Source organism: Streptomyces sp. NPDC018964 (genome assembly GCF_044390325.1).
GTDB lineage: Bacteria > Actinomycetota > Actinomycetes > Streptomycetales > Streptomycetaceae > Streptomyces.
This window is the reverse complement of the sequence record NZ_JBIRYZ010000004.1, coordinates 336,724-352,038: the sequence shown is the minus strand read 5'-3', so window position 1 is coordinate 352,038 and position 15,315 is coordinate 336,724. Positions and strand designations below refer to the sequence as shown.

Genomic DNA, 15,315 nt, shown 5'->3' with positions numbered 1-15,315 from the left:
TCACCCCTGGATGCCGCCGTCACCCCTTACCGGAGCGCTACGGCGAATGCCGCCCCCGGAACCGGCGCCGCTCCCCGTCCGCCGCCCGCGACGGCTCGTCCGCGAGCCGTACGACGGGATCGCCGGGGCCCTCCCGTCCGGCCACGACGGGGTGCGCGGCGCGCTCGGCCTTGGCCCGGTACTGCGCCGCGTCGGCCAGCCGGAACAGCCGCCGGGCGGAGTGCACCGGCCCGACGGGATCCCCGGTGGACGCCACCCCGCAGGCGACACCGTCCCCGATGTCCAGTTCCACGGCCCGCCGGCACACCTCGTCGGCCGCCTTGACGACCTCGTCGGCCGGCGGCCCCACGGCCAGCAGGCAGAACTCGTCCCCGCCGAGCCGTGCCGCCAGGGCCCCCGGCAGCATGGCCCCGCACAGTGACAGCACGGTCCCGAACCGCTCGAGGAGCCGGTCGCCCACGGCGTGCCCCAGCGTGTCGTTGACCCGCTTCAGTCCGTTCACATCGCACACCACGAGGCTGACGACGGCCCCGTCGCGACGGTGCCGCTCGACGGCCTCGTCGAGCCGCGCGTCCACGGCGCGCCGGTTGGCCAGCCCGGTCAGCGAGTCCGTGTACGCCAGCCGCCGGGCCTCCTCCAACCGCTCGGTCTGCGCCAGCCCGGCGGCCACGACGGCGGCCAGGACCGTCGCGAAGTCGGCGTCGCCCCGCCCGAAGACGGGCGCGCCGACCGGCCGGGCCACGTACAGCTCGCCCCAGGCCCGCCCGTGCAGCACGACCGGCGCGACCACGCAGCACCCGCGCCCCCGCCGCCTGAGCGCGGCCACCCGCTGGTGGCGGTACCCGGCGCGGCCCGTCGGGGGCTCCTCGGCGGTCTCCACCCACGCGTCGGGCTCACCGCCCCCCGCCCACCGCTCGTGCAGGAACTCGGTGATCTCGGCGAACTGGTGCACCGGGTAGGACTCGTCCTCCGGGAACTCCTCCTCGCCCTCGGCCAGCTCGCCGACGTTCACCAGGACCCGCAGCCGCCCGAGCTCCCGCTCCCACACCGACAGGGCGGCGAAGCTCCCGCCCAGCGCCCGGCAGGCCCCGCGGGCCGCGGCCCGCCAGGCGTCCCGCGAACCGTGCGCGGCGGCCATGCCCTGGGCCAGCGCCACCACGGCCGCCAGCCGGCTCTCCTCACCCATGAACCCAGACTAGGGAGATTCACCACCAACCGGTACATCGAGGACGTGGGCGTGGGATGCTCCGCTACTCCCCGGGCCACTCCGGTCTGCGCTTCTCGTTGAAGGCGGCGACCCCCTCCGCCCGGTCCCCCGAGAACGCCACCGACCGCCAGGCGGCGTCCTCGACCTCCAGCCCGGCGGACAGGTCCAGCCCGTGCCCGAGCCGCAGCGCCCGCTTGGCCGCCCGCAGTCCCACCGGCGAGTTCCCGGCGATCCGGGACGCCAGGGCTAGGGCCTCCTCCCGGTCCCGGCCCTCCTCCACCAGCTCGTCGACGAGGCCCAGCTCCCGGGCCTCGGCGGCCTCCACCCGCCGCGCCGTGAAGATCAGCTCGGCGGCCCGCGCCGCCCCCACCCGCCGGGGCAGCAGCTGCGTACCGCCCCCGCCCGGAATCACCCCGACCGACACCTCGGGCAGCCCCACGACGGCCGTGCGGTCGGCGACGATCACGTCGCACGACAGGGCCAGCTCGAACCCGCCGCCGAGCGCGAACCCGTGCACCGCCGCCACCGTCGGCACGGGCAGCTCGAGCACCCCGGTGTACGCCCCGCGCGCCACGGGCCGCTGACGCACCAGATCGGCGTCGCTGAAGGAATTGCGCTCCTTCAGATCGGCCCCCACGCAGAACGCCCGCTCGTGCGAGGAGCTCAGCACCACCACCCGTACGTCCCGGTCCTCCCCCAGCGCCGCGCAGGCACCGGCGATGGAGCGGGCCATCCCGGTCGACACGGCGTTCATGGCCTTCGGGCGGTCGAGGACGAGCTCCGCGACACGCCCCCGCTCGTGCCGGCGCACCAGCACGAACTCCCCGAACCGTTCCTCACTCATCGACACCCTCCGGTTAACGCGGGTTAACTTCCACTCGTCCCGATCATCGCAGCCCGCGCCCACCGGGGAAAAGAGCGCGCGTACGGTTCCCTCGTCACCCCCCGTCCACCCGTTCGAGTGACATCACCCCGACTTCCCGGCCCGGCCCCTCACGGAAGCGCATAGCGTGCGCACACCGCGGCGCGTCGGGGGCGCACGCAGGGGAGGGGATCACGATGACATCGACCGTACCGATCGAGGAGCCGCCGGCAGGCACCTCCCGCCTCCGGGGCCGCCACCGCAAGCCCCGCCCCCGCAAGGCCCTGCTGGCCGCGGGAGGCCTGGCCGTGGCCGCGAGCGCCGTGACCCTGGTCCGCCTGGTCACCACCCAGGGCGACGGCACGGACGTCGGCGCGGAGGCGGGCCCGCACCCCGTCCTCCACACGGACACCGGCACACCCACCGGTTCCTCCACAGCTTCCCCCGCGAGGAGCGCGGCCGCCGGGCCCGCCCCCGAGGCGAGCCCGTCCTCCCCGACGGCCCTGGGCGGCAAGGACCGGGCCCCGCTCACCGCATCCGAACCGTCGTCCACGGCCCGGCCCCCGACGACCGTCCCGGCCACGGCGAGCGACCCGGCCACCCGGCCCCCGGCCGCCCGGCGGTCCCAGCCGCCCGCGCCCCCGTCACCGAGCCCCCCGGGAACACCCCCGCCGGCACCCCGGGACCCGGCACCGGAACGGCCGGACGGACCGGACCCCGGCCCCGGCCACGACCCCGACGCCGACCCCGGCGGCCTGTGCGTACCGATCATCGGTCTCTGCGTGGGCGGCGGCCTGGACCTCGGCGGCCGGGACTAGGACGGGACTGGAACGAGGCGGCCGGGACCAGGCCGAGACAGCCGGAACCACGCCGGGACCGCCGGGACTAGGACGAGACGGAAGCCCCGTTCCGGCGCGTGAGCAGCCAGGGCTCCACCACGCCGAGGCCGCGCACGGGCCGCTGCCACATCGGCTGGAGCGCGAACCGGTAGCCCGGCGGCTCCACGCCCTCCTTCTCCGCCGCGGCCACCGCCTCGGCCGCCGCCGCCTCGGAGGCGGGGGCGTCACCGGTGCGGATCAGCTCCTCGGCGAAGGCGCTGTCGACGAGCACGGCATCGCGCGGGGCTATGGACGTGAGCCGGGACGCCAGGTTCACGGTCGTACCGAACACATCACCCATCCGGGTGGTCACCGTGCCGAACGCCATGCCGACCCGCAGCTCCGGCATGGTCTCGTCGTTCGCCATGGTCTCGATCAGCCGCATCGCGATGTCCGCGGCGACACCGGCGTCGTCGGCGGCGTAGAGCACCTCGTCGCCCAGCGTCTTGATGAGCCGCCCGCCCCGCGCGGCGACCAGGTCGGCGGCCGTGGTCTCGAAGGCCTCGACGAGCTCGCCGAGCTCCTCCTCCTCCATCCGCCGGGTCAGCCGGGTGAACCCCACGAGGTCCGCGAAGGCGACGGCGAGCCTCCGGTCGACCATCTCCTCGTCGTCGGCGCCCTGCACGACCCGCCCGGCCGACGCGGCGAGCTGCCGCCGCCAGACGTACACGAGGAACTCCTCCAGCTCGGGCAGGAGCAGCTCGACGATCGGATACGTCACCTCGGTACGGGTCATGCCCGGCTCGGGCGGCTCGGTCAGCCCCTCCAGGAAGGAGTCGATCTGCCACTCGGCCAGCCGGGCGGTGGTCTGCCCGGTGGACCGCGCCACCTGGACCGCCATGGCCTCGCTCAGCAGGCCCGCCTCCACCAGACCGGCGAGCCGGCGCAGCGCGAGTACGTCGGCCTCGGTGAGGGCCTTGGCCTGGCCCACGTCGGCGAAACCCATCGCCCGCCAGAAGCGGGTGGCCAGCTCCATGGTGACGCCGGCGCTGCGGGCCGCCTGGAACGGTGTGTAACGGCGCTCGGCCCCCAGGATGAGCTGTTCGAGGCGCAGGGCAAGCGGATCCTCGCCGGCGCCCTGCGCGTCCGTGGAACCCGAGTCGTCGACGGTCACGCGTGCCCTTCCGATCTGCCATGGCCAGGTATCGACCGGGCTCAACTCTACGGCAGGTGTGCGCCAGCTCACTGTCGTCGGGTCGAGCCGCGGTACGGGGCGATCGGCGCCGCCCCGGAGGCCGGGACCGGGCGCGGAACCCGGCGTTCCCGCCGCCCCGGCGTCAGCGTGCGCGCAGGTGGACGATGTCGCCCGCGCCCACCGGTTCCTGCACGCCCTCCCCCGTGGCCAGCACCAACCGGCCGTCGCCGTCCACCGCGACCGCCTCCCCCACCAGCTCCCGGTCCCCGGGCAGCTCCGCCCGCACCGCCCGCCCCAGCGTCGCGCACCCCGCGGCGTACGTCTCCTGCAGTCCGCTCGGCCCCGGGTCGCCCCCCGCCGCCCGCCACCGCCCGTACCAGTCCTCCAGCGACCGCAGCACCCCCCGCAGCAGCGGGTCCCGGTCCGTGCTCACCGCCCCCGCCAGCACCAGCGATCCCGCGGTCGGCACCGGCAGCTCGTCGTCCCGGAGGCTCACGTTGATCCCGACACCGATCACCACCCCGTCGTCACCGGCCCGCTCCGCCAGGATCCCGCCGGCCTTCCGCTCCTCGCCGCCCACCGTGACCAGCAGGTCGTTGGGCCACTTCAACGCCGTGTCGACGCCCGCGACCCGTGACAGCCCGGTCGCCACCGCGACGCCGGTCAGCAACGGCAGCCAGCCCCACCGCGCCACGGGCACCTCGGCGGGCCGCAACAGCACGGAGAAGAACAGCCCCGACCGGGCCGGCGCCGTCCACCGCCGGTCGAGACGCCCGCGCGCGGCGGTCTGTTCCTCGGCGACGAGGACGACGCCCTCCTCGAGCGGCCCCCCGGCGGCCCGCGCCACCAGGTCGGAGTTGGTGGAACCGGTGCGCCGCACCACGTCCAGCTGCGTCCACAGTCCGCCCGCGCGCACCAGCCCTCGGCGCAGGCCGGCGGCGTTCAACGGCGGGCGGTCGAGGTCGGACCACCGGCTGTGGGCGGATTCGGAGTCATCTCGGGGCGTCATGCAACCCACACTAAGTGTGGGAAAGACCGCACTGCCGAACGGAGGGCCCCCCACTACTCTACGGATGAGTAACCGTCCCCCCTTTTGAGCAGGCAGGGAGCCGCATCCCGATGTCCGAGCCGGAAGAGCAGCAGCCCGACATCCACACGACCGCGGGCAAGCTCGCGGATCTCACGCGCCGTATCGAGGAGGCGACGCACGTCGGCTCCGCACGCGCCGTCGAGAAGCAGCACGCCAAGGGCAAGCTGACGGCCCGTGAGCGGATCGGCCTCCTGCTCGACGAGGGCTCCTTCGTCGAACTGGACGAGTTCGCCCGGCACCGCTCCACCCACTTCGGCCTGGAGGCCAACCGCCCCTACGGCGACGGCGTCGTCACCGGCTACGGCACCGTCGACGGCCGCCCGGTCGCCGTCTTCTCCCAGGACTTCACCGTCTTCGGCGGGGCGCTGGGCGAGACGTACGGGCAGAAGATCTGCAAGGTGATGGACTTCGCGCTGAAGACCGGCTGCCCGGTCATCGGCATCAACGACTCCGGCGGCGCCCGCATCCAGGAGGGCGTGGCCTCGCTGGGCGCGTACGGCGAGATCTTCCGCCGCAACACCCACGCCTCCGGGGTGATCCCGCAGATCAGCCTGGTCGTCGGCCCGTGCGCGGGCGGCGCGGTGTACTCCCCCGCGATCACCGACTTCACGGTCATGGTCGACCAGACGTCCCACATGTTCATCACGGGACCGGACGTCATCAAGACGGTCACCGGCGAGGACGTCGGCTTCGAGGAACTCGGCGGTGCCCGCACCCACAACACCGCCTCCGGCGTCGCCCACCACATGGCCGGTGACGAGAAGGACGCGATCGAGTACGTCAAGCAGCTCCTGTCCTACCTGCCGTCGAACAACCTCTCCGACCCCCCGGCGTTCCCGGAGGAGGCGGACCTGACGGTCACCGACGAGGACCTCGAACTCGACACGCTCGTACCGGACTCGGCGAACCAGCCCTACGACATGCACACCGTCGTCGAGCACGTCCTCGACGACGCCGAGTTCTTCGAGACCCAGCCGCTGTTCGCGCCGAACATCCTCACCGGTTACGGCCGCGTCGAGGGCCGCCCCGTCGGCGTCGTCGCCAACCAGCCGATGCAGTTCGCCGGTTGCCTGGACATCGCCGCCTCCGAGAAGGCAGCCCGCTTCGTGCGCACCTGCGACGCCTTCAACATCCCGGTGCTCACCTTCGTGGACGTCCCCGGCTTCCTGCCCGGCGTCGGCCAGGAGCACGACGGCATCATCCGCCGCGGCGCCAAACTGATCTTCGCCTACGCCGAGGCCACCGTCCCCCTCATCACGGTCATCACCCGCAAGGCGTTCGGCGGCGCGTACGACGTCATGGGCTCCAAGCACCTGGGCGCCGACCTCAACCTGGCCTGGCCGACGGCCCAGATCGCGGTGATGGGCGCGCAGGGCGCGGTCAACATCCTGCACCGCCGCACCATCGCCGGGGCGGACGACCCGGAGGAGACCCGCGCGCGGCTGATGCGGGAGTACGAGGACGCCCTGCTCAACCCCTACGTCGCGGCCGAGCGCGGCTACGTCGACGCGGTGGTCATGCCGTCCGACACCCGCCGGCACATCGTCCGCGGGCTGCGTCAGCTGCGGACGAAGCGGGAATCCCTGCCTCCGAAGAAGCACGGCAACATCCCCCTGTAAGGAGCCGACGTGATCAAGGTCGTACGGGGCAACCCCACACCGGAGGAGCTGGCCGCCGCACTGGCGGTGGTCCGGGCGCGCGCCGCGGCGGCGTCGGCCGTGCCGCCCGGCGCGCCCGCCCCCCGTGACGCGTGGTCCGACCCGTCCCGCCTCGCGACCCGGAGCGTCCCGAGCCCGGGCCCGGCGTCCTGGGCCCGCACCTACTGGCCGGGCTAGCGGCGACCGGCTCAGGGACGCGGGACCGTGCCCCTGAGCCGTTCCGCGCGCGGGCGCACGGCACGGCGGCCCCGCGTCCCCACTTGAGTACGCGTACTCAGGCATCCCGGCCGGCCAGGCCGCACGCTGGTGACATGCTGTGGTCCGACCCCGAGAACGAGCCGCCCGAGGACCTGCGGAACACGCAGGACATGCTGCGGCGGCTGGGCGTTCTCATGGCGCTGGCCATGGTGCTCGCCATGCTCGTGATCGGCGTGAGGTGAGGCATCGGGGCCATGTCGATACGCTGATCGCATGACAGATCAGCCGCGCCGCCGACTCGTGCTCGCCTCCCAGTCCCCCGCCCGGCTCGGGCTGCTCCGCCAGGCCGGGCTGGACCCCGAGGTGATCGTCAGCGGGGTCGACGAGGACGCCGTCACCGCCCCCACCCCCGCCGAACTGGCGCTCGCCCTGGCCGAGGCCAAGGCCTCCGTCGTCGCCGCGAAGCCCGAGGTCAAGGGTGCGCTGGTGATCGGCTGCGACTCGGTCCTGGAACTGGACGGCCAGGCCCTCGGCAAGCCCGCGGACCCCGAGGAGGCCACCGCGCGCTGGAAGTCCATGCGGGGCCGCGCGGGGACACTGCAGACCGGTCACTGCGTCTACGACACCCTCAGCGGCCGTTACGTCTCCGCCACCGCCTCCACCGTGGTCCGTTTCGGTGATCCCAGCGACGAGGAGATCGCCGCCTACGTGGCCTCCGGCGAACCGCTCCACGTCGCCGGGGCGTTCACCCTGGACGGCCGCTCCGCCCCGTTCATCGACGGCATCGACGGCGACCACGGCAACGTCATCGGCATCAGCCTGCCCCTGGTCCGGCGCCTCCTCGCCGACCTCGGTGTCGGCATCACGGAGCTGTGGGCGCCGCCGGAGGAGTGACCGGGGGCGTGACCGGAGAGCCGTCACCGGGAGCGGCGTCGGCCGGCCGCTCCGGGCGGCCGTCGTACGTCATCAGCAGCAGCACGATCAGCCCGAGGACGACCACCATCCAGAGGAACGCGAGCGGGCCGACCAGGCTCCACGCGACCGCGCCCAGCAGCGCGTGCGTCACCGCCGCGCTGATCAGCAGCGCCCGGCCGAGCCCGGCGGGCGACCGGTCGCGTACGGCCGCGAGCAGGGCCACCAGGCCGCACAGCGCGAAGTAGAGCCCGAAGACGATGCCGCCGGTCTTCGAGGCCGTCGACATCATGTCCGGGTCGAGCCCGGCCAGCGACATGCCCTGGCGGTCGACGACGGAGGCCAGGACCCAGTTCAGCGCCGCGACGCCGAGCGCCTCCACGAACAGGACGAGCGCCACGACCCCCGCCACCGGTCTGCGCACCACCGACCCCCACCCACTTTCGAGCACGCTTGCGGTTACCCCGAGTACGTTCGGGGCGACGCGAAGGCTACTAACCGGTAAACCTCGGCACAAGGGATCTGTGCGGGGCAAAGAATCGTTGGGCCATTCGTAGGGACTCCACAAAGAAACGGAGCGGGCCGCAGCGCGCTCTCACAGAGACCTCGACCACACAGGACGGCTAGGGTTTCCGGGAGGAGCCCTGCGTACCGAGGTGCGACAAGGGCTTTCGCGGGTCGAGCGAGCCTCGTATCACGCTCCGTGTGGGCAAGCTCACCAGTGGGGACGGGTCGAAGTGCCGTGTCGGCAGTCCCTAAACTCGGCTTGTTTCAAGGAGGGAGCCTCAATCGTGCGCAAGGTGCTCATCGCCAATCGTGGCGAAATCGCTGTCCGCGTGGCCCGGGCCTGCCGGGATGCCGGAATCGCGAGCGTTGCCGTCTACGCCGACCCGGACCGGGACGCTCTGCATGTCCGCGCGGCGGATGAGGCGTTCGCCCTGGGCGGTGACACTCCGGCCACCAGTTACCTCGACATCGACAAGGTGTTGAACGCCGCGCGCGAGTCGGGCGCGGACGCCATCCATCCGGGGTACGGCTTCCTCTCCGAGAACGCGGAGTTCGCGCAGGCGGTGCTGGACGCGGGGCTGATCTGGATCGGTCCGCCGCCGCAGGCGATCCGCGACCTGGGTGACAAGGTCGCCGCCCGGCACATCGCGCAGCGCGCGGGCGCTCCGCTGGTGGCGGGTACGCCCGATCCGGTGAGCGGTGCGGAGGAGGTCGTCGCCTTCGCCGAGGAACACGGGCTGCCGATCGCGATCAAGGCCGCCTTCGGTGGCGGCGGGCGCGGTCTGAAGGTGGCGCGGACGCTGGAGGAGGTGCCGGAGCTGTACGACTCCGCGGTGCGCGAGGCGGTCGCCGCCTTCGGTCGCGGGGAGTGCTTCGTCGAGCGCTACCTGGACAAGCCGCGGCACGTGGAGACGCAGTGCCTGGCCGACAGTCACGGCAACGTGGTCGTGGTCTCCACGCGTGACTGCTCGCTGCAGCGCCGCCACCAGAAGCTGGTGGAGGAGGCGCCGGCGCCGTTCCTGTCGGACGCCCAGATGGAGGAGCTGTACTCCGCCTCCAAGGCGATCCTGAAGGAGGCCGGCTACGTCGGCGCGGGCACGGTGGAGTTCCTCGTCGGCCTGGACGGCACGATCTCCTTCCTGGAGGTGAACACGCGTCTGCAGGTGGAGCACCCGGTGACCGAGGAGGTCGCCGGCATCGACCTGGTGCGGGAGATGTTCCGCATCGCCGACGGTGAGGAGCTGGGGTACGGCGACCCGGTGCTGCGGGGGCACTCGTTCGAGTTCCGGATCAACGGTGAGGACCCGGGGCGGAACTTCCTGCCGGCTCCCGGTACCGTCACCCGTTTCGACGCGCCGTCGGGGCCGGGTGTACGACTGGACGCGGGCGTGGAGTCGGGTTCCGTGATCGGGCCGGCGTGGGACTCGCTGCTGGCGAAGCTGATCGTGACCGGGCGCACCCGTAAGGAGGCGCTGGAGCGGGCCTCCCGTGCGCTCGAGGAGTTCCGGGTCGAGGGCATGGCCACGGCCATCCCGTTCCACCGTGCGGTGGTGCGGGACGCGGCGTTCGCGCCCGAGCTCACCGGTTCGGCCGAACCGTTCACGGTGCACACGCGGTGGATCGAGACGGAGTTCGTCAACGAGATCAAGCCGTTCGCCGCCGCGGTCGACGCGGGGGCGGAGGAGGAGGCCGACCGCGAGACGGTCGTCGTCGAGGTCGGCGGCAAGCGTCTGGAGGTCTCGCTCCCGGCCTCGCTGGGCATGTCCCTGGCCCGTACGGGGCTGGCGGCGGGCGCGAAGCCGAAGCGGCGGGCGGCGAAGAAGTCGGGCCCGGCGGTCTCGGGCGACACGCTCGCCTCCCCGATGCAGGGCACGATCGTCAAGCTCGCCGTGGAGGAGGGGCAGGAGGTCCAGGAGGGCGACCTGGTCGTCGTCCTGGAGGCCATGAAGATGGAGCAGCCCATCAACGCCCACCGGTCCGGCACGATCAAGGGCCTGAGCGCGGAGGTCGGCGCCTCCATCACGTCCGGCGCGACGATCTGCGAGATCAAGGACTGACGCATCTGCCGCTCGCGGCGCCGCTGTTCGCCCCGGTGGGGGTGAGGGTCTTGTGCCTGCGGCGCCGCTTTCGGTTCGGTGGGGGCGGGTGTAGCGCCCATGGTCGGTGGGTGGGTCGGGGCCGTGTCGGGGGTGTCCGTCCTCGGACCGGCGCGGATCACGTTTCTCGGAGGGGTGCGGGGTGCGGACGCGCCGGCCACTGCGGGCGGCCACCCCCGCCCCGCCCCCTTCCCGCCGTACGCGCCTGACGGCCGCTACTCCCGTCCTCCGCGGGCAGCCGCACGCCGCATCAGCCGCGCGGGCAGCCGTACGCCGCCCCGCCGCTCCCGCTGGCAGCCGTACCGCCGTCCCCCCGCTCCCGCTGGCAGCCGTACCGCCGGGGCGGCACGGGTGGGCGATGGGGGTACCTCCCGCTCATGGGGGTCCCCCCGCTCGAGCGGAGTCGAGAGTGGGGGAGAAGCCGAGAGTGGGGGAGGCACCCCGCCAGCGCCGGGCCGCGCGAACACTCCCCGACCCGCACCAACATGGGGCACCCATGAAACGCCGGGCTGTGAAGCCACCCCGGCCCGCAGCAAGCGCAGGGTGCCCACGAGGCACCCCCGAGCGAACCGTCAGCGCCTCCGCAGGTCCGCCACCCGAGCCCGCTCGGCCCCCTGGGCCGACTCCGCCGCCCCCAGCGGCACAGCCGTACGCAGCCCGCCGGCCCCCTGTCGCCGCGGCCCGGGGAGAGGAACGTCCCGGCGCTGGCGTCCCGCCGAACCCCCCTCACCCCCCGCCCCCGCGACAGTGATCTGCACACCCTGGTCGGCCAGCGCCTGCAACTCGGTCGACGCCCGCTCGTCGTGCCCGGCCGGCTCGTCCGTCACCAGCCGCGTGATCAGGTCCGTGGGCACCGTCTGGAACATCGTGTCCGTACCGAGCTTGGTGTGGTCCGCGAGGACCACCACCTCCGCCGCGGCCTGCACCAGTGCCCGGTCGACCGACGCCGACAGCATGTTGGACGTGGACAGCCCGCGCTCGGCGGTGAGGCCGCTCCCGGAGAGGAACGCCCGGGACACCCGCAACCCCTGCAGGGACTGCTCGGCACCACTGCCCACGAGGGCGTAGTTCGAGCCGCGGAGCGTGCCGCCGGTCATCACGACCTCCACCCGGTTGGCGTGGGCCAACGCCTGGGCGACCAGCAGGGAGTTGGTGACGACCGTCAGGCCGGGCACCCGGGCCAGCCGGCGGGCCAGCTCCTGCGTGGTGGTACCCGCGCCGACCACGATCGCCTCGCCCTCTTCCACGAGGTTCGCGGCGAGGTCGGCGATGGCGGTCTTCTCGGCGGTCGCGAGATGAGACTTCTGCGGGAAACCGGACTCTCGCGTGAAACCGCCCGGCAGTACCGCACCGCCGTGCCGGCGGTCGAGGAGTCCTTCTGCCTCCAGCGCGCGCACGTCCCGCCGTACGGTCACTTCGGAGGTCTGGACGACGCGGGCGAGCTCACGGAGCGACACGGCCCCGTTCGCTCGCACCATTTCGAGGATCAATTGGCGACGTTCTGCAGCGAACACGAAACTGACAGTAACGCCGACGACCGTCTGCTTTCAGCAGTTTGCGCTGAATAGCAGAAGTTGTTCGCACGGCCCCGCACCAAGTGGTATAGGGCCGTCGTTCCGGACCGTCAGGCCTCCGCGCCGGCCTTCCGGGTGTGCAACTGCCGTGCCACCTCGGCGATCGAGCCCGACAGCGAGGGGTAGACCGTGAAGGCGTTCGCGATCTGTTCCACCGTCAGATTGTTGTCGACCGCGATCGAGATGGGGTGGATGAGTTCCGAGGCGCGCGGCGCGACGACCACGCCGCCCACCACGATGCCGGTGCCCGGACGGCAGAAGATCTTGACGAATCCGTCGCGGATGCCCTGCATCTTCGCGCGCGGGTTGCGCAGCAGCGGCAGCTTCACCACGCGGGCGTCGATCTTGCCGGCGTCGACGTCGGCCTGGGAGTAGCCGACGGTGGCGATCTCGGGGTCGGTGAAGACGTTCGACGAGACCGTCTTCAGGTTCAGCGGGGCCACCGCGTCGCCCAGGAAGTGGTACATGGCGATGCGGCCCTGCATCGCCGCCACCGAGGCGAGCGCGAAGACGCCGGTGACGTCACCGGCGGCGTAGACGCCGGGAGCCGTGGTGCGGGAGACCTTGTCGGTCCAGATGTGGCCGGACTCGCGCAGCCGGACCCCGGCCTCCTCCAGGCCCATGCCCTCGGAGTTGGGGATGGCGCCCACGGCCATCAGGCAGTGCGAGCCGGTGATGACGCGGCCGTCGGCGAGCGTCACCTCCACCCGGTCCCCGACCCGCTTCGCGGACTGGGCCCGCGAGCGCGCCATGACGTTCATGCCACGACGGCGGAAGACGTCCTCCAGCACGGCGGCGGCGTCCGGGTCCTCGCCCGGCAGCACCCGGTCGCGCGAGGAGACGAGCGTCACCTTCGACCCGAGCGCCTGGTAGGCGCCGGCGAACTCGGCGCCCGTGACACCGGATCCGACCACGATGAGCTCCTCGGGGAGCTCGTCCAGGTCGTACACCTGGGTCCAGTTCAGGATCCGCTCGCCGTCGGGGCGGGCGTCCGGCAGCTCGCGCGGGTGGCCGCCGGTCGCGATCAGCACGGCGTCGGCGGTGAGCGTCTCCTCGGTCCCGTCCGCGGCGCGGACGACGACCTTCCGCGATCCGTCGAGCGCCTGCATGCCCTCCAGCCGGCCCCGGCCGCGCAGCACGCGCGCGCCGGCCCGGGTCACCGAGGCGGTGATGTCGTGGGACTGGGCCAGCGCGAGCCGCTTCACCCGCCGGTTGACCTTGCCGAGGTCCACGCCCACCACCCGGGCGGCCTGCTCCATGGGCGGGGTGTCGTCGGCGACGATGATGCCCAGCTCCTCGTACGAGGAGTCGAAGGTGGTCATCACCTCGGCCGTGGCGATCAGGGTCTTGGACGGCACGCAGTCGGTGAGCACCGACGCCCCGCCCAGGCCGTCGCAGTCGACGACGGTCACCTCCGCGCCGAGCTGTGCGGCGACCAGCGCCGCTTCGTATCCGCCGGGTCCGCCACCGATGATCACGATCCGAGTCACGTACTCCATTGTCCCGCACACTTCACCGTGCGACCGCCCGGGGGCCTCGGCCGTGGCCCCCCTGTTACCGGAGTGGCGCCGGTTCCGGCTGCCGTACCCTTCCCCACATGTCGCTCTACGCCGCGTACGCCGCCCATCTCGACGCGCGGCTGATGTCCCGCCGCGCCCCGCACTCGCCGCTGCGCGCCACCGGCTGGCTGAACGGGTGGAGGCTGACGTTCGGGGGCGAGCACATGGGGTGGGAGGGTGCGCTGGCCACTCTGGTCGAGGACCCGATCTCGACGGTCTTCGTCGCCCTCTACGACATCGCCCCGATGGACGAGGAGCCCCTGGACCGCTGGGAGGGCGCGGGCGACCTGGACCTCTACCGCCGCACCCGGGTGCGCGTGCACACCCTGGACGGCGAGGAGCCTGCCTGGACGTACGTCCTCAACGGTTACGAGGGCGGCCTCCCCGCGGCCCGCTACCTGGGCGAGATCGCCGACGCGGCCGAGTCCGCGGGCGCGCCCCACGACTACGTGATGGAGCTCCGCAAGCGTCCCTGCTGACGCCCCCTCGCAGGAAACGACAAGACAACGATCGCCAACCCGTCAGCCCAGACATCTACGCGCGTAGGCGAATACCGGATACCCTCTTCGCGTGAACGCTTCTCTTCTTCCGGACGACATCCAGGGCGACCCGTACGCCGCAGCCGACGCCGCCGCCGCGCGCCTGCGCGAACTCACCGGCGCCGAGACCCACGACGTCGCCCTCGTGATGGGCTCCGGCTGGGCCCCGGCCGTGGACGCCCTCGGCACGCCCGAGGCCGAGTTCCCGGTCACCGAGCTGCCCGGCTTCCCGCCGCCGGCGGTCGAGGGCCACGGCGGCAAGATCCGCTCGTACGCCATCGGTGCGAAGCGGGCCCTGGTGTTCCTGGGCCGTACGCACTACTACGAGGGACGCGGGGTCGCGGCCGTCGCCCACGGCGTCCGTACGGCCGTGGCCGCGGGGGCGAAGACGATCGTCCTGACCAACGGCTGCGGGGGCCTGCGCGCGGGCATGCGCCCCGGCCAGCCGGTCCTGATCAGCGACCACATCAACCTCACGGCGACCTCCCCGATCGTCGGCGCGAACTTCGTCGACCTGACGGACCTGTACTCGCCGCGGCTGCGGGCGCTGTGCAAGGAGGTCGACCCGACCCTGGAGGAGGGCGTGTACGCGCAGTTCCCCGGGCCGCACTACGAGACTCCGGCGGAGATCCGGATGGCCCGGGTGATCGGGGCGGACCTGGTCGGCATGTCGACGGTCCTCGAGGCCATCGCCGCGCGGGAGGCGGGGGCGGAGGTGCTGGGCATCTCCCTGGTCACCAACCTGGCCGCGGGGATGACGGGCGAACCGCTCAACCACGAGGAGGTCCTCCAGGCGGGCCGCGACTCCGCCACGCGGATGGGGTCGCTGCTGGGGCAGGTGCTCGGGCGGCTGTAGGGCGCGGGGCCGGTTCGCGCACCTGGCGCTTGCAGCGTGCCCCGCGCTGGGGTGGGTCGGGGGGTGTTCGCGCAGCCCGGCGCTTGCGGGGTGCCTCCCCCACTCTCGGCTTCTCCCCCACTCTCGACTCCGCTCGAGCGGGGGGACCCCCATGAGCGGGAGGTACCCCCATCGCCCTGGGGGTACCTCCCAGGCCCTTAAGGCACTGGGGGAGGCACGACTGCCCGCGGGAACGGCGGCATGC

General features: G+C 73.1%; 15 protein-coding genes. 8 read left to right on the top strand and 7 right to left on the bottom strand.

Annotation, left to right across the window (positions count from 1 at the left end; translation table 11 throughout):
- Positions 1-37 precede the first annotated feature (37 nt).
- Both ACH5AO_RS09375 and ACH5AO_RS09370 read right to left on the bottom strand, forming a co-directional pair.
- A complete protein-coding gene (locus ACH5AO_RS09375) occupies positions 38-1,186 on the bottom strand; it encodes a diguanylate cyclase domain-containing protein (protein WP_398923434.1) in 1,149 nt (382 codons plus the stop codon).
- A 64-nt stretch (positions 1,187-1,250) separates the two neighbouring features.
- A complete protein-coding gene (locus ACH5AO_RS09370) occupies positions 1,251-2,051 on the bottom strand; it encodes an enoyl-CoA hydratase/isomerase family protein (RefSeq protein ID WP_398923432.1) in 801 nt (266 codons plus the stop codon).
- 215 nt (positions 2,052-2,266) lie between these two features.
- On the opposite strand from ACH5AO_RS09370, the gene ACH5AO_RS09365 reads away from it, so the two are divergent.
- A complete protein-coding gene (locus ACH5AO_RS09365; protein ID WP_398923430.1) occupies positions 2,267-2,887 on the top strand; it encodes a hypothetical protein in 621 nt (206 codons plus the stop codon).
- A 67-nt stretch (positions 2,888-2,954) separates the two neighbouring features.
- On the opposite strand, the gene ACH5AO_RS09360 is transcribed toward ACH5AO_RS09365, so the two are convergent.
- Both ACH5AO_RS09360 and ACH5AO_RS09355 read right to left on the bottom strand, forming a co-directional pair.
- Positions 2,955-4,061, bottom strand: coding sequence for an adenylate/guanylate cyclase domain-containing protein (locus tag ACH5AO_RS09360; protein WP_398923428.1), 1,107 nt, complete (start codon positions 4,059-4,061; stop codon positions 2,955-2,957).
- 163 nt (positions 4,062-4,224) lie between these two features.
- Positions 4,225-5,091 (bottom strand): biotin--[acetyl-CoA-carboxylase] ligase, encoded by an 867-nt coding sequence (locus tag ACH5AO_RS09355; protein WP_398923426.1) that lies wholly within the window; start codon positions 5,089-5,091, stop codon positions 4,225-4,227.
- A 110-nt stretch (positions 5,092-5,201) separates the two neighbouring features.
- Between ACH5AO_RS09355 and ACH5AO_RS09350 the strand changes: the two genes are divergently transcribed.
- The 4 genes from ACH5AO_RS09350 (at position 5,202) to ACH5AO_RS09335 (ending at position 7,922) form a co-directional block, all read left to right on the top strand.
- Positions 5,202-6,791, top strand: coding sequence for an acyl-CoA carboxylase subunit beta (locus tag ACH5AO_RS09350; protein WP_398923424.1), 1,590 nt, complete (start codon positions 5,202-5,204; stop codon positions 6,789-6,791).
- A gap of 9 nt (positions 6,792-6,800) precedes the next feature.
- On the top strand, positions 6,801-7,007 hold the full coding sequence (locus ACH5AO_RS09345; protein WP_398923422.1) for an acyl-CoA carboxylase epsilon subunit: 207 nt from the start codon (positions 6,801-6,803) through the stop codon (positions 7,005-7,007).
- 134 nt (positions 7,008-7,141) lie between these two features.
- On the top strand, positions 7,142-7,270 hold the full coding sequence (gene mmpB / locus ACH5AO_RS09340) for a morphogenic membrane protein MmpB (protein WP_398923420.1): 129 nt from the start codon (positions 7,142-7,144) through the stop codon (positions 7,268-7,270).
- Between the two features lie 31 nt (positions 7,271-7,301).
- A complete protein-coding gene (locus ACH5AO_RS09335; protein ID WP_398923418.1) occupies positions 7,302-7,922 on the top strand; it encodes a Maf family protein in 621 nt (206 codons plus the stop codon).
- Here the strand turns inward: ACH5AO_RS09335 and ACH5AO_RS09330 are convergent.
- Positions 7,891-8,391: a hypothetical protein gene (locus tag ACH5AO_RS09330; RefSeq protein ID WP_398923416.1), complete on the bottom strand. Its 501-nt coding sequence runs from the start codon at positions 8,389-8,391 to the stop codon at positions 7,891-7,893. The two genes, ACH5AO_RS09335 and ACH5AO_RS09330, sit on opposite strands and share 32 nt — an antisense overlap.
- A 340-nt stretch (positions 8,392-8,731) precedes the next feature.
- Here ACH5AO_RS09330 and ACH5AO_RS09325 point away from each other — a divergent pair, with 340 nt between their 5' ends.
- The gene (locus ACH5AO_RS09325; RefSeq protein ID WP_398923414.1) at positions 8,732-10,504 is read left to right on the top strand and encodes an acetyl/propionyl/methylcrotonyl-CoA carboxylase subunit alpha; all 1,773 of its coding nucleotides are present in this window, start codon (positions 8,732-8,734) and stop codon (positions 10,502-10,504) included.
- Positions 10,505-11,115: 611 nt separating this feature from the next.
- Here ACH5AO_RS09325 and ACH5AO_RS09320 read toward each other — a convergent pair.
- Both ACH5AO_RS09320 and ACH5AO_RS09315 read right to left on the bottom strand, forming a co-directional pair.
- On the bottom strand, positions 11,116-12,057 hold the full coding sequence (locus tag ACH5AO_RS09320) for a DeoR/GlpR family DNA-binding transcription regulator (RefSeq protein ID WP_398923412.1): 942 nt from the start codon (positions 12,055-12,057) through the stop codon (positions 11,116-11,118).
- A gap of 110 nt (positions 12,058-12,167) precedes the next feature.
- Positions 12,168-13,628 (bottom strand): NAD(P)H-quinone dehydrogenase, encoded by a 1,461-nt coding sequence (locus ACH5AO_RS09315; RefSeq protein ID WP_324617161.1) that lies wholly within the window; start codon positions 13,626-13,628, stop codon positions 12,168-12,170.
- A gap of 86 nt (positions 13,629-13,714) precedes the next feature.
- Here ACH5AO_RS09315 and ACH5AO_RS09310 point away from each other — a divergent pair, with 86 nt between their 5' ends.
- On the top strand, positions 13,715-14,155 hold the full coding sequence (locus ACH5AO_RS09310; protein WP_398923409.1) for a gamma-glutamylcyclotransferase: 441 nt from the start codon (positions 13,715-13,717) through the stop codon (positions 14,153-14,155).
- Between the two features lie 91 nt (positions 14,156-14,246).
- On the top strand, positions 14,247-15,071 hold the full coding sequence (locus ACH5AO_RS09305; RefSeq protein ID WP_398923407.1) for a purine-nucleoside phosphorylase: 825 nt from the start codon (positions 14,247-14,249) through the stop codon (positions 15,069-15,071).
- Positions 15,072-15,315 lie beyond the last annotated feature (244 nt).